Below are 12,998 nucleotides of genomic sequence, written 5' to 3' on the forward strand. Positions count from 1 at the left end.
GCGCCATGAGCATCGCCCCCCTGCCCCTGCCGCGCCGCGAAAATCCGCGCCGCGGCGACCGGCTGGTCGCCAGCCGCCCCGCCACCGCGCCCACCGGCATCGCCCGACGGCACCTGGCCGTCGGCGTGACCAAGCGGCTGCTGCCGCTGGTGGCGCTGGCGCTGCTGACGATCGTGGCGCTGTGGCCCGAGCTGGGACAGGAGGAGCGCAGCCGCTTCAGCTACCGCACCCGCGGCATCGCCCCGCAGGCCGGCCAACTGACGGATGTGCGCTATAACGGCGTCGACGATCACGGCCGCCCCTACACCATGACGGCGTCCACCGCCCACCAGATCAGCAGCGAGCGCATCAACCTGACCGATCCCAAGGGCGACATCAGCCTCGACAACGGCACCTGGCTGATGTCGCGCGCGCAGCAGGGCGTCTACACCCAGCATGTCGGACAACTCGACCTCGCGGGCGAGGTCGTGCTGTATCGCGACGACGGGCTGACCCTGGTCACCGAGGCAGCGACCCTGGACCTGAAGGCGGGTGCCGCGGCCGGGGCGGTGCAGGTGCATGCCGAGGGTCCCTTCGGCGTGCTCGACGCCCAGGGATTCGCGCTGCTTGACCGCGGCGCGGTGGTGCAGTTCACCGGGCCGGGGCGGCTGGTGCTGAACGGACACGGCAAATGAGACGGCTGCCCTGGATCCTGCTGCTGCTGCTGACAACCACCCCGCTCGCGCGGGCCCAGCAGATCGATCTCTCGAGCGGCGGTCCGGTCGAGGTCACCGCCCGCGACGGGTTCGAGTGGCGGGAAGCCGAGCGGGTGGTGATCGCCACCGGCGAGGCCCGCGCGGTGCGCGGCAACGTCACCGTGCTGGCCGACCGGCTGATGGCCTATTACCGTAACAAAGACCCGGCCGGGCAACGGCCCGCCGCCGCCCCCGGCGCCGCCGGCATCGAGGGCGGCGAGAACGAGATCTACCGCCTGGAAGCGGTCGGCCATGTGCGCATCGTCACCCCGAGCGACGAGGCGGTGGGCGACAAGGCCGTCTACGACATCGACCAGGCCGTGCTGGTGATGACCGGCCAGGGGCTGAAGCTGACCACCCCGCAATACGTCATGACCGCGCGGGACAGCATGGAATACTGGTCGCAGCAGCACATGGCGGTGGGGCGGGGCAATGCGCTGGTGGTGGCGACCGATGGGCGCCGCCTCTCCGGCGACGTCCTGGTCGGCTACACCAGCGAAGGCGCCGCGTCAGGCAAGCCGGCGACCCCGGCGCGCACCGGCCCGGCGCCCGCCCCCGCCGAGTCCTCAGGCAAGCTCGAGCGCGTGGAAGCCTACGGCAATGTCGAAGTCCGCACCCAGACCGATATCGTCCGCGGCGACCGCGGCGTCTATGTCCCGGACAGCGGGATGGCCCGGGTGCTCGGGCATGTGCGCATCACCCACGGGCAGAACCAGATGACGGGGGCCGCCGCCGACGTGAACATGAAGACCGGCATCGCCCACGTGATCAGCGACCCGGGCGCGCGGGTGCAGGGATTGATCATGCCCAACGAAGCCCAGCAGCCCGGCCGCGCCCAGCCCGCGCCGCGTGCCCCCGGAGCGGCCCGATGACGGATCTGCGCGTGGTTCCCGGCGGAGCCGGACTTTCCGCCATTGGCGTGGGCAAGGTCTACAAGAAGCGGCCGGTGGTGCGGAACGTCTCGGTCTCGGTGCGCCGGGGCGAGGCCGTCGGCCTGCTCGGGCCGAACGGCGCCGGCAAGACCACGACCTTCTACATGATCGTGGGACTGGTGCGGCCCGATACCGGCTCGATCACGCTCGACGGGCACGACATCACCGTGTTGCCGATGTACCGGCGGGCCCGCCTGGGCATCGGCTACCTGCCGCAGGAAGCCAGCGTGTTCCGCGGGCTCAATGTCGAGCAGAACGTGATGGCGGCGCTGGAAGTGGTGGAGCCGGACCCGGACCGGCGCGAGCAGATGCTCGACGAGCTGCTCGGCGAATTCGGCATCGGCCATCTGCGCCGCACCCCGGCGCTCGCGCTCTCGGGCGGCGAACGCCGGCGCGTGGAGATCGCCCGGGCGCTCGCCACCCAGCCCAGCTACATCCTGCTCGACGAGCCGCTCGCCGGCATCGACCCGATCGCGGTGGGCGAGATCCGCGACCTGGTCGGACATCTGAAGGATCGCGGCATCGGCGTGCTGATCACCGACCACAATGTCCGCGAGACGCTGGAGATCATCGACCGCGCCTACATCATGCATGACGGCCAGTTGCTGATGGAAGGCCGGCCGCAGGAAGTGGTGGCGCACGAGGACGTCCGGCGCGTCTATCTCGGCGAAAGGTTCAGCCTTTAAGGCATTTCCCGGCTGACGTCCGCCCTGGCCGGGACGAGGTCCTGGCGGGGCCGCGCCGGCATTCTCGTGCCGCAGCACGATTCTTGCTTGCAAGTGATCCGGTGTCGCGCTGCACTGCGCAACGTGAAGGAGGCCGGCAACCGCGCCTCCATCCCTGGTAACCGGACCCGTGTCGATCACACTCGGCCCCCGCCTCGACCTGCGCCAGACCCAGTCTCTGGTCATGACCCCCCAGTTGCGGCAGGCGATCAAGCTGCTGCAATTCTCCAACATGGAGGTCGCGGCGTTCGTCGAGGAGGAACTGGAGCGCAACCCGCTGCTCGAGCGTGACGAGTCGCCCGAATCGGGCCCGCCGGAACGCCCCGCTCCCGACCAGGTCGCCCCCCTGCCCGCCCCCGCCGACGCCGCGGAGGCGGTCAACTCCGACTGCCTGCCGACCGAGGCCCCGCTGGAAGCCCCGGACTACGCCGAAACCTATGATCCCGGCGGCGCCGGCGACGGCGTCATGCCCGGCCGCGGCGGCAGCGCCAGCTTCGAGGACGACGACCGCACCATCGAGGATTACGCCGCGCCGGGCCGCACCCTGCGCGAGCATCTCGGCGAACAGCTCCGCCTGTCCTTCGACGACCCAACCGAGCGGCTGATCGCGGCGCATCTGGTGGCGCTGCTGGAGCCCTCCGGCCGGTTGCTGGTCGGCAACGATACCCTGGCCGCGGCCATGGGCACCGATCCGGAGAAGATCGAGCGGGTGCGCCAGCGCATGCTGCGATTCGACCCGACCGGCATGTTCGCGCATGACCTGCGGGAATGCCTCGCGGTGCAGTTGGCCGAGAAGAACCGGCTCGATCCGGCCATGCAGGCGATGCTGGACAACCTTGAACTGCTTGCAAGGCACGACCACAAGCGGCTGATGGCGGCCTGCGGCGTCGATGCCGCCGACCTTGCCGACATGATCGCCGAGATCCGCCGCCTCGACCCCAAGCCAGGGGCGTCCTTCGACGCGACGCCGCCGCAGCCGGTGATGCCGGACGTGCTGATGCGGCCTGATCCCGAAGGCGGCTGGCTGCTGGAGCTGAACCCGGAGACCATGCCGCGCGTTCTGGTCAACCAGGGTTTTTCCGCCCAGGCCCTGACCCGCGCCAAGCGCGAGGATCGCGCCTTCCTGACCGAAAAGCTGCAGACGGCGAACTGGCTGGTGAAATCGCTGCAGCAACGGGCACAGACCATCCTGAAGGTTGCATCCGAAATCGTCCGGCAGCAGGATGCGTTCTTCCGCCACGGCGTCGGGCATCTGCGCCCCCTGATCCTGCGCGACATCGCCGCGGCGGTGGAGATGCACGAGAGCACGGTCAGTCGTGTGACCGCGCACAAATACATCGCTACCCCGCGCGGTATTTTCGAGCTGAAATACTTCTTTACGACTGCAATCGCCGGTACCGGCGGCGAAAGCCACAGCGCCGAGGCAGTGCGCCACCGCATCCGCGCCATGGTTGACGCCGAGAAGCCCGACGAAATCCTCTCCGACGACGCGATCGTCCTCATCCTGCGACGGGAGGGCGTGGACATCGCCCGGCGGACCGTGGCCAAATACCGGGAAGCGCTGCGCATCCCAAGCTCGGTGCAGCGCAAACGGGAGAAGGCCATACCCGCCTGACGCCGCATGCGGCTCCGCAACGGATCGGAGTCGGGGAGTCAGGTCAAAAATGGCGGTCCCGAACTTGTGTGTGAGGATCAACGCATGCAGATCACGGTCTCTGGGAAACAGGTCGATTTGTCCGACGCACTCAGGACGCGGGTGGCCCAGCAGCTCGACACGATCGCAGCAAAGTACTTCGACCACGCCCTGGAAGCGAACGTCACCTTTGGACGGGCGCGCAGCTTTTTCACCTGCGACATCAACGTGCATGCCGGTCGCGGGCTGACGCTGCGGGGCGAGGGCGAGGCCGCCGACGCCAACAGCGCTTTTGATGATGCCGCGGAACATATCGCCAAACGTCTGCGCCGCTATCGACGCCGGGTGAACGAGCACGCCCGCGACGTCGCCAACCGCGAGCGCCCGCAGGCGGCCCGGCAATACATCCTCCGCCAGGAAGACGAGACCGAGCAGGCGGCGCATCAGCTCGACGGCCTGCCGCCGGCCACCGCCTACGCCACCGTCATCGCCGAGCAGCCGACCGAAATCGCGCTGCTGTCGGTGAGCGACGCGGTGATGCGCATGGATCTCGCCGACCAGCCCGTGATGATGTTCCGCAACAGTGCCACCGGCGAACTGAACGTGGTCTATCGCCGCAGCGACGGCCATATCGGCTGGATCGATCCGGCGGCTGGCGGAACGAACTGACCCGGGCCACACCACCAGGGTTTCCCCCTGGAAACGCCAGGGGCCGCAGGGCCCCTGGTCTTCTTTTCATCAGGGGCCGCAAGGCCCCTGGTCTCCTTGTCATCGCCGGGCGAAGGCACCGGCGATCTGGTCCATGACGGACGCGGTGGTGGCGTGCCACGCCGCCCCGGGATCGCCGGATGGATCCCCCGATGCGGGCAGCGACCGCGGCGGATCCTCGATCAGGCCGGCCAGGGCAGCGGCGAGGCTGTCAGGCGTCGGCTCGCACAGCCGGGCCAGGGGTTCGTTGCCGAGTTGCTCGCGGATGCCGCCAACATTGGTGGCGACGACCCAGCGACGGGCGGCGACGGCGGCAGCGGCGACACCACTCTGGCTCGCCTCGGTGTGCGAGAGCACCAGCGCATCCGACCAGGCGAGCAGATGCCCCACCTCCTGCTCGGGAACCCAGCGATTCTCCACCGCCACCCCCGGCAGGTGACGCAGCGTGTCCAGCGCCTCCGATTCGGGGCCGCTGCCGACCACGCGCAGTTCCACATCAGGGCGCGGCCCCAGCCGGGTGAGGGCCGCGGCCAGCAGGTCGAGCCCCTTGTAGGGCAGCAACCGCCCGAAGGAGAGCAGGCGCAGTCGCCCGCCATGCGCGCGCGGCGGCGGCGGCGGTGGCCCGAAGGCGAAGGGCGGCAGCGAGGCCATCAGCAGAGGCTTGCCCGCCACCAGCCCCTGTTCGCGCAGCCGCTGCGCCACGTGCCCGGTGAGCGCAATCAGCCCGTCGGCACGACGCACCAGGGCCCGCTGCAACCACATCTGCAGCGGCACCCCGTCGCCCGGATGGACATCGGCATCATGCACCACCACCAGGAACGGCACGCCGGCCCGGCGCAACGCCGCCGCCATCGCCAGATCGAGCACCGCGGGCATGCCGCAGATGGCGATATCGGGGTCCAGGGCCTGGATGCGGGCAGCGAGGCCCGGCACGTCGAACGGCACGGCCGGCAGGCGCCGCAACAGGCTGAACAGGCCCGAATATGTGGGAAACGGCAGTTCGCAGACAGGCGCGGCCGGCCCCGCGAGCAACTCGGCCTGGGCGGAGAGCGACAACAACGCCTCATGCCCCGGCAGGTCACGCATCGTGGCCGCCAGTTCCGCGGCGAAGCGCGGCCCCGCCCCGCGACGCCCCCAATGCCAGACCAAAACCCTCATTCCCGGGCGCTCACGCGGCAACCGGGCCAGGAACGGCCAGGCCAAGCCCGGCCAGCGCCGCCGCCACCGGCGCGGGCCCCAGCCGGGCCAGCGCCGCCTCGCGCCCCCGCGCGCCCAGAGTCGCACGGGCGAGCGGATCATCGGCGAGTCGCCGCAACTGCGCGGCCGCCTCCCCCAGATCCGGTTCCGCCCAGACCGCGCCGGGCGCCTCGAACACGCCCCGCGGATCCTGCGCCGGCACCAGCCGGTAGCCGACCAGCGCCGCGCAGCCGGTGTCCATGAAATCCATATTTCCCGACCAGCCGGTGGCAACCACCGGCCGGCCGAGCAGCATGGCCTCGGCCGGCACCAGCCCGAATCCTTCACTGCGGTGCAAGGACAACACGATATCGGCGCAGGCGGTCAGCGCGTGGCGATCAGCATCGGGAAACGTACGGGTCTCCATTCGAATGTTCGGCGCATCGGCGATGGCCGCCTGCAGGGCGGCGGCTTCCTCGGGAAAATGCTCGGGACTGCGAACCTTCAACACCAGCAACCGATCGTGACGAGTTCCGAACGCTTGCCGGAACGCAGCGATGGCGCCAAGAGGATTCTTGCGGGCATTGCTCGATGCCAGGCTGAACGAGACCAGCACCACCACGGCATCGGCCGGCAGGCCGAAGGCGGCACGGTCGAGCGCGGCCGGACGCGGCGGCGTCACCGCGAGCGGAATCGGCACGATGCGCACCGGAATCCCGCTGTCTTCCGGCAACCAGGCCTGAAACGCGGCGCCGGTGAAATGCGACAAGGCCCAGATCTCGTGCACGAACGACAGGGCGATCCGCCAGGACTCCGGCACCACCGGCAACTCCCACGCCCAGTAGCCGATCACCCGGCGACGACGGATCAGGCGACGGGGCAGGCGCAGGAGAGCCCCCGGCAGCACCGGGCCATTGGCGTGCAGCAGCAGCGGGGCACCGTCCGGCACGTCCCGTGGCCATGGCCCCCGCCCCCCCCCCAGCAGCGGGTCACCGAAATCAGCCCCCCAGGTGGCAATGCCACAGTTCGCAATCGCCGCCTGCATCAGCCGGGCGGCCTCGCCAAGACCGGAGGGACGGCTGAGTTCCCCGGCAACCACCACCCCCTCCCGCGGCGGAGGCGGCGAGCGGTCGGGCCGCGGCGCCAGAAACGCGGCGGCGCTGGAAAAGACGCGGCGACGCTGCGTGACCGGCAACAGGCGCCAGAACCGGTGCAACGCGCGCAACGGCAGGGATACCTTATGATGGAGCATTGGGGGGTCCAACGGGCCCGATCGGGAGCGAACCACCGATCAAGGCGGGCCAAGTAGTCATATTCGTCGCCAATGTCACGCCACCCCAACGTCACAACTGCTCAATGAGCATGACCCCCGGGTGAAAGCGTGACCCGGCCGGCACCATCAAATTATTCGCCTTTAAGTTGATGAATCTTGTTCAAATAATCGAATGAAGATGATTGCGACAAATTTCCTCGGCAAATGGCCAGCAAGCACGGATATTTGTTTGAATTCTTCCCAACCATTGGTCAGTATCACAGCTACGTGATTTGGAGGACACCATGCACATCGACCCGAACACTGCCATCGCCAACAAAGTGGTCCATGTGATCCGCGAGAGCCTGTTCATGCCCAACGTGCCGATCGAACGGCACACCCGCCTGGTCGAGGACCTCGACGTGGACAGCATCGATCTGATGGAAGCCCTGATCGACCTTGAGACGGATTTCGGCGTGGAATTCCCGCCCGACGCCACGCTCCGCTTCCGCACGGTGGGCAACCTCGTGGCGTTCCTGCGCAGCCGGATCCAACCCGTCGCCGCCTGACGGCCCGCCCGTCAGGTGGATTCGCCGAAGACCTTGCGCCTGAGCATCTCCAGACGGTCCTGGGCCTCCGCGGTGCGTGGCGTGATCTCCAGCACCTTCTCCCAGGCCGCCAACGCCCCTTTCCAGTTGCCCTGCGCCTCGGCGATGCGTGACAGCGTCTGCAGGGCCGGGAAATAACGCGGCTCACGCGAGAGCGTGGCCTCGATGTCGCGAATCGCCCCGGCATAGTCGCCGCGGTGAAACCGGGCCAACGCCCGCCGCAACCAGGCTTCGGGATAATCGGGCGCCAGCACCAGGGCATCGTCCAGCGCATCGAGCGCCACGTCGGCCTCACCCTGCGAGAGGTCCCGGCTGCCACGATTGAGCAGCAACATCACCGCCGGCGATCCCTGCTGCTGCCAGATCTGCCGGATGCGGCCCTCGATCGCCGCACCCGCGGCCTCGGTCGGCGCCGCCTTCAGCGCGGTGAACAATTGGTCCAGCTCGGCCTTGCGGGCATCCGGGCGCTGTGCCCCCGCCGGCAGGGCGAGCAACAACAGCATCGCAACAAGCAACAGGCGCATGCCCCGATGCTGCGCGTGATCGGGGCGGTCGTGCAAGTCAGACGATACGGAGCCTCTGCCCCATAGGTGTTGGGACAAGCCTTTTGGCGGGGCTTCGCCCCGCACCCCACAAGGGCTTTGCCCTTGACCCACCAAGGGCTTCGCCCTTGGAACCCAGGATTCTGTGCCGCGCAGCGCTTATGGGATCCAAGGGCCTTGTGGCCCTTGGCAGGTCCAGGGCGGAGCCCTGGCCTTTTCCTGGCCTCTGGGGCGCGGTGCCGGGGATCAGCGGACCGGCACGCCCTCCGGCCGGGGGCCGCCGGCCATCCAGTCCAGCAGTTCCACGGTATGCACCATTGGGAGGCCGCCATCGGCGAGCTGGGTCAGGCAGCCGATATTGCCGCTCGCCACCAGGTCGGGGCGGGTGGCCTTCAGGTTTTCCAGCTTGCGCGCGCGCAGCCGGGTGGCGATGTCCGGCTGCAGCAGGTTGTAGGTGCCGGCCGAGCCGCAGCAGAGATGTGGCTCGATCGGCTCGACCACGCGGAACCCGGCCTTGCGCAGCAGGGTGCGGGGAGCATCGGTGATCTTCTGGCCGTGCTGCAGGCTGCAGGCGGCGTGGTAGGCGACGGTCAGGCCCGGGGGCTGCCGTGTCGGCGCGTAGCCGAACCGCAGCAGTGCTTCGGTGATGTCCATGGCCAGGGCGGCGATCCGCTCCGCCTGCGCCGCTTCCGGCTCGGTGCGGAACATGAAGCCGTAATCCTTCACCGTGGTGCCGCAGCCCGAGGCGTTGATGATGATGCCGTCGAGGCCGGCGCCGTCCAGCTCGCGGCTCCAGGCGGCGAGATTGGCGCGGGCCGAGGCCATGGCGTCGTCGTGGCGGCCCATGTGGTGGGTCAGGCTGCCGCAGCAGCCTGCGCCCTCGGGCACCACCACCTCGATGCCCATGCGCGTGAGCAGGCGGATGGTGGCGTCGTTGATGGCGGGGTCGAGCACCTGCTGGGCGCAGCCGGCGAGCAGGGCGACGCGGGCGCGCTTCTGCCCTTCGGCGGGGCGTACCCCGGCGGCGATCGGCCCTTCCTTCGGCAGCGCGGCTGGCACCATGCCCAGCATGGCGCGCAGCCGCTTGAACAGGCGGCCCCGGGCCGGCAGCAGCCCGGCGAAGGGCCGGGCCAGACGGGCGGCCGACAGCGCGGCGCGGAAACGGCGCGGATGGGGCAGCAGGGCGGCGATCAGGGCACGCAGCCAGCGTTCGTGCCAGGGACGGCGATAGGTCTGTTCGATGTAGGTCCGGGCGTGGTCGACGAGGTGCATGTAATGCACGCCCGAGGGACAGGTGGTCATGCAGGACAGGCAGGAGAGGCAGCGATCGACGTGCCGCACCACCTCCTCGGTGGCGGGGCGGCCGGATTCCAGCATGTCCTTGATCAGGTAGATGCGGCCGCGCGGACTGTCGAGCTCGTCGCCAAGCAGGACGAAGGTCGGGCAGGTCGCGGTGCAGAAGCCGCAATGCACGCAGGTACGCAGCACCTGGTTGGCGGCGGCGGTGCCGGGATCACGAAGCTGTTCGGCGGTGAAGGAAGTCTGCATGGCGTCAGTTCCTGGCCAGCATGCGCACGAGGCCGCCGGCCCAGCAGAGCAGGCCGATGCCCGCCATGATGTATTCCGGCAATCCTTGCGATGGGGTGAAGCCCGGCACGCCGGCAAGCCTGCCGAGGGCGAGACCGGCCAGGAACAGGCCGATCACCACCGGGGCGATGCGCAGCAGGCGTTGGGCCAATGTGCCAGGGGTGGTGCGCAACAGCACCGTCAGCGCCCCCATGCTGATGCCCAGCAACCCGATCTCACCCCACGGTGTCATTGTCGCCGTCCCTGTCCGTCGTGCCCGGGCCGGTCCCGGGCATGATCGCCGGAACGTTCCTGGCCGGGCGGAGCTTTGCCAGTTTTATGCCCGTGGCGGAAGCGAAACGGAGCCGTCCCCGCCCGCGCCGTCCCGTTCAGAACCCCGCGCGCATCCGGCCGGGATTGAGGATGCCCTTCGGGTCGAAAGCCGCCTTCACCCGCCGTGCGATCGCCGCCAGGGCCGGCGGTTCCGGCGGAATCACCTCGACCGCGGTGCGCAGCGCCTCCGGGGCGCGCAGCAGCGTCCAGGTGCCACCGGCCTCCTGCACCGCGGTGACCACCGCCTGGTGCGCCGCCGCGGTGGCGGGGCCGCTGACCCAGACCAGGCCGCCGCCCCAGTCAAGGAACCAGCGCGCGCCGAACATCCGCTCCAGCACCGCTGCCACCCGCGGCCCCTGCGAGGGCCGCACGGAGACACGCCAGATAGCCCCGGGCTCCGCGACCAGCGGCGTCGCGTCGCGCACCGCCGTCCAGACCGCCCGTGTGGTGGCATCGTCCAGCATCTCGGCGGCACCGAATTCCGCGAGATCACTGCGCAGGCGCTCGGAGCGATAGGCGACGAAGGAGGCGAAATCCTCGAGCCGCACCAGCGCCACCGGCTGGCCGATCCCGGCCAGGGCCGGAATCCGTGCCGCCATCCCGGCAGGCAGGTAGGCAGCGGCGGAAATGCCATAGGGCGAGCCCAGCGCCGCCGACAAGGCCGCCACGCCACGCACCGGATCGAGCCCCGGCAGCAGCAGCGTCGCCCGCTGCTCGGCCACCGGCAGCACCTTGAAGGTGACCTCGGTGATCACCCCGAGCGTGCCGTGGCTGCCGGTCAGCAGCTTGGCGAGATCGAGCCCGGTGACGTTCTTGAGCACGCGCCCGCCGGAGCGGATCACCTCGCCCATGCCGTTGACCGCACGCAGGCCCAGCACGTGGTCGCGCATCGCCCCCCAGGCCACGCGCCGCGGCCCGGAGAGATTGGCGGCGACCACCCCGCCCAGGGTCTGGGCGCCCGTGCTGCCCAGCAGGGCGGAGAAATCGGGTGGCTCGGCGGTGATCTGCTGGCCTTTCGCCGCGACGGCGGCTTCCAGCTCGGCGATCGGCGTGCCGGCGCGGGCCGAGAGCACCAGCTCCTGCGGCGAATAGAGGGTGATGCCGGTCAGGCCAGTGGTCGAAAGCGTGCGCGCCGCCTGCACCGGGCGCAGCATGCCAAGCTTGGTTCCGGCCCCGCGCACCAGCACCGGCTCCGCCGCGTCATGGGCGGCGCGCAGCGCCGCGGCCACGCCGGCCTCGTCGATGGGCGCGTCGAAAGCGCCCGTTGCCGCCACGGCCGCGCCGCGAGGCGGATCGGTTGTGAAGGAGGCCCCGGCGCTCATTCGGCCGCTGCCTGCAACGGGAACACCTTCGCGGGATTGAGCAGCCATCCCGGATCGAAGGCGGATTTCACCCGCCGCTGCTGGTCGAGTTCGGTGGCGGTGAACTGCACGCCCATCAGGTCGCGTTTCTCCACGCCGACGCCATGCTCGCCGGTCAGACAGCCGCCCACCTCGACGCAAAGCGTCAGGATATCGGCGCCAAACTGCTCGGCCTTGCGGAAGCTCTCGGGATCATTGGCATCGAACATGATCAGCGGGTGCAGGTTGCCGTCGCCGGCATGAAAGATATTGGCCACCTGCAGGCCGTAGCTTTCGCTCATTTCGCCGATGCGGCGCAGCACCTCGGGCAGGCGGCTGGTCGGGATGGTGCCGTCCATGCAGAGGTAATCCGGGCTGATCCGCCCCACCGCGCCGAAAGCCCCCTTGCGGCCCTTCCAGATCGCCGCGCTCTCCTCGACCGAGGACGAGACCTTCAGGCTGATCGGATCGTGGCGGCCGCAGATCTCCTTGATGCGGCCGAGCAGATCGTCCTGCTCGGCGGGGCTGCCCTCCACCTCGATGATCAGCAGCGCCTCGGCGTCGAGCGGATAGCCGGCATGGGCGAAGGCCTCGCAGGCATGGATCGCCGGACGGTCCATGAATTCCAGCGCCACCGGGATGATGCCGGAGGAAATGATCGAATCGACGCAGGCGCCGGCGACCTCGTTGGAACGGAATGCCGCCAGCATGGCGCGCGCCCCTTCCGGCCCGCGCAGGATGCGCACGGTGACTTCGGTGATCACCGCGAGCTGGCCCTCGCTGCCGGTGAGCAGGCCGAGCCAGTCGTACCCGGCGGCATCGAGATGGCCACCGCCGACCTCGATCACCTGGCCCTCGACGGTGACCAGCTTCAGGCCGAGCAGGTTGTTGGCGGTGACGCCGTAGCGCAGGCAATGCGCGCCGCCGGAGTTCATGCCGACATTGCCGCCGATCATGCAGGCGAGCTGGCTCGACGGGTCGGGCGCATAGAAGAACCCCTGCCCGGCCACCGCCTGGGTGATGCCGATATTGGTCACGCCCGGTTGCACCACCGCGAGCCGGTCGGCGAAATCGACCTCGATGATGCGATTGAGCCGCATCATGCCGAGCACCACCGCATCCGCCATCGGCAACGCCCCGCCCGAGAGCGAGGTGCCGGCGCCGCGCGGGATCACGCGCACGCCTTCCTTGTGCAGATAGGCCATGACCGCGGCCACCTGTTCGGTGGTTTCCGGCAGCACCACCGCGAGCGGCACCTGGCGATAGGCGGTGAGCCCGTCCGTCTCGTACGGCCTGAGCCGGATCGGTTCGGCGATCACCGCATCGGCGGAGGGCAGCAACTTGCGCAGACCGGCGACGATGGCGTCGCGGCGGGCGAGCACATCCTGCTTGGGCGGGGGCTGGGCGATCATGACAGCGATCCTCCTGTCTGCCGGCTTTTTATTCCCC

Annotated in this window: 13 protein-coding genes; 6 read left to right on the top strand and 7 right to left on the bottom strand. The window is 69.6% G+C overall.

Annotated elements, in window-relative coordinates:
• Positions 1–5 precede the first annotated feature (5 nt).
• The 5 genes from lptC (at position 6) to hpf (ending at position 4,693) form a co-directional block, all read left to right on the top strand.
• Positions 6–674, top strand: coding sequence for an LPS export ABC transporter periplasmic protein LptC (gene lptC, locus NBY65_RS27770; protein ID WP_150038830.1), 669 nt, complete (start codon positions 6–8; stop codon positions 672–674).
• Entirely contained in the window at positions 671–1,606 is a 936-nt protein-coding gene (locus NBY65_RS27775) for an LptA/OstA family protein (protein ID WP_150038831.1), read from the top strand. Before lptC ends, NBY65_RS27775 begins: the two co-directional genes overlap by 4 nt.
• On the top strand, positions 1,603–2,352 hold the full coding sequence (gene lptB / locus NBY65_RS27780; RefSeq protein ID WP_150038832.1) for an LPS export ABC transporter ATP-binding protein: 750 nt from the start codon (positions 1,603–1,605) through the stop codon (positions 2,350–2,352). The genes NBY65_RS27775 and lptB overlap by 4 nt, the downstream gene beginning before the upstream one ends.
• Positions 2,353–2,527: 175 nt before the next feature.
• Positions 2,528–4,006 carry an RNA polymerase factor sigma-54 gene (gene rpoN, locus NBY65_RS27785; RefSeq protein WP_150038920.1) on the top strand — a complete coding sequence of 493 codons (1,479 nt, stop codon included), beginning with the start codon at positions 2,528–2,530 and terminating at the stop codon, positions 4,004–4,006.
• An 84-nt stretch (positions 4,007–4,090) separates the two neighbouring features.
• Complete coding sequence (hpf, locus tag NBY65_RS27790) at positions 4,091–4,693, top strand: ribosome hibernation-promoting factor, HPF/YfiA family (protein ID WP_150038833.1); 603 nt, start codon at positions 4,091–4,093, stop codon at positions 4,691–4,693.
• A gap of 99 nt (positions 4,694–4,792) precedes the next feature.
• Here hpf and NBY65_RS27795 read toward each other — a convergent pair whose 3' ends face one another.
• Together NBY65_RS27795 and NBY65_RS27800 are read right to left on the bottom strand one after the other, a co-directional pair.
• Entirely contained in the window at positions 4,793–5,890 is a 1,098-nt protein-coding gene (locus NBY65_RS27795; protein WP_150038834.1) for a glycosyltransferase, read from the bottom strand.
• A 10-nt stretch (positions 5,891–5,900) separates the two neighbouring features.
• The gene (locus NBY65_RS27800; RefSeq protein ID WP_150038835.1) at positions 5,901–7,160 is read right to left on the bottom strand and encodes a glycosyltransferase family 4 protein; all 1,260 of its coding nucleotides are present in this window, start codon (positions 7,158–7,160) and stop codon (positions 5,901–5,903) included.
• Positions 7,161–7,465: 305 nt separating this feature from the next.
• On the opposite strand from NBY65_RS27800, the gene NBY65_RS27805 reads away from it, so the two are divergent.
• Positions 7,466–7,729, top strand: coding sequence for an acyl carrier protein (locus tag NBY65_RS27805; protein WP_150038836.1), 264 nt, complete (start codon positions 7,466–7,468; stop codon positions 7,727–7,729).
• Between the two features lie 11 nt (positions 7,730–7,740).
• Here NBY65_RS27805 and NBY65_RS27810 read toward each other — a convergent pair whose 3' ends face one another.
• The 5 genes from NBY65_RS27810 to NBY65_RS27830 all read right to left on the bottom strand — a co-directional run bounded on the left by NBY65_RS27810 (position 7,741) and on the right by NBY65_RS27830 (position 12,961).
• Positions 7,741–8,292, bottom strand: a complete 552-nt coding sequence (locus tag NBY65_RS27810; RefSeq protein ID WP_150038837.1) for a tetratricopeptide repeat protein — start codon at positions 8,290–8,292, stop codon at positions 7,741–7,743.
• A 264-nt stretch (positions 8,293–8,556) separates the two neighbouring features.
• Positions 8,557–9,858: a glycolate oxidase subunit GlcF gene (glcF, locus tag NBY65_RS27815; protein WP_150038838.1), complete on the bottom strand. Its 1,302-nt coding sequence runs from the start codon at positions 9,856–9,858 to the stop codon at positions 8,557–8,559.
• Between the two features lie 4 nt (positions 9,859–9,862).
• A complete protein-coding gene (locus NBY65_RS27820) occupies positions 9,863–10,129 on the bottom strand; it encodes a hypothetical protein (protein WP_150038839.1) in 267 nt (88 codons plus the stop codon).
• 136 nt (positions 10,130–10,265) lie between these two features.
• Positions 10,266–11,531 (bottom strand): FAD-binding protein, encoded by a 1,266-nt coding sequence (locus NBY65_RS27825; RefSeq protein WP_150038840.1) that lies wholly within the window; start codon positions 11,529–11,531, stop codon positions 10,266–10,268.
• Positions 11,528–12,961, bottom strand: a complete 1,434-nt coding sequence (locus NBY65_RS27830) for an FAD-linked oxidase C-terminal domain-containing protein (protein WP_150038841.1) — start codon at positions 12,959–12,961, stop codon at positions 11,528–11,530. Before NBY65_RS27830 ends, NBY65_RS27825 begins: the two co-directional genes overlap by 4 nt.
• Positions 12,962–12,998 lie beyond the last annotated feature (37 nt).

It is taken from the genome of Rhodovastum atsumiense, assembly GCF_937425535.1.
Classification (GTDB): Bacteria; Pseudomonadota; Alphaproteobacteria; order Acetobacterales; family Acetobacteraceae; genus Rhodovastum; species Rhodovastum atsumiense.

What these genes read in the sequence shown, in the direction of transcription:
- glcF (WP_150038838.1), bottom strand. Translation starts at nt 9,858, where the DNA reads ATGCAGACTTCCTTCACCGCCGAACAGCTTCGTGATCCCGGCACCGCC.
- NBY65_RS27825 (WP_150038840.1), bottom strand. Translation starts at nt 11,531, where the DNA reads ATGAGCGCCGGGGCCTCCTTCACAACCGATCCGCCTCGCGGCGCGGCC.
- NBY65_RS27795 (WP_150038834.1), bottom strand. Translation starts at nt 5,890, where the DNA reads ATGAGGGTTTTGGTCTGGCATTGGGGGCGTCGCGGGGCGGGGCCGCGC.
- lptC (WP_150038830.1), top strand. Translation starts at nt 6, where the DNA reads ATGAGCATCGCCCCCCTGCCCCTGCCGCGCCGCGAAAATCCGCGCCGC.
- NBY65_RS27810 (WP_150038837.1), bottom strand. Translation starts at nt 8,292, where the DNA reads ATGCGCCTGTTGCTTGTTGCGATGCTGTTGTTGCTCGCCCTGCCGGCG.
- lptB (WP_150038832.1), top strand. Translation starts at nt 1,603, where the DNA reads ATGACGGATCTGCGCGTGGTTCCCGGCGGAGCCGGACTTTCCGCCATT.
- NBY65_RS27775 (WP_150038831.1), top strand. Translation starts at nt 671, where the DNA reads ATGAGACGGCTGCCCTGGATCCTGCTGCTGCTGCTGACAACCACCCCG.
- NBY65_RS27830 (WP_150038841.1), bottom strand. Translation starts at nt 12,961, where the DNA reads ATGATCGCCCAGCCCCCGCCCAAGCAGGATGTGCTCGCCCGCCGCGAC.
- NBY65_RS27805 (WP_150038836.1), top strand. Translation starts at nt 7,466, where the DNA reads ATGCACATCGACCCGAACACTGCCATCGCCAACAAAGTGGTCCATGTG.
- NBY65_RS27800 (WP_150038835.1), bottom strand. Translation starts at nt 7,160, where the DNA reads ATGCTCCATCATAAGGTATCCCTGCCGTTGCGCGCGTTGCACCGGTTC.
- NBY65_RS27820 (WP_150038839.1), bottom strand. Translation starts at nt 10,129, where the DNA reads ATGACACCGTGGGGTGAGATCGGGTTGCTGGGCATCAGCATGGGGGCG.
- hpf (WP_150038833.1), top strand. Translation starts at nt 4,091, where the DNA reads ATGCAGATCACGGTCTCTGGGAAACAGGTCGATTTGTCCGACGCACTC.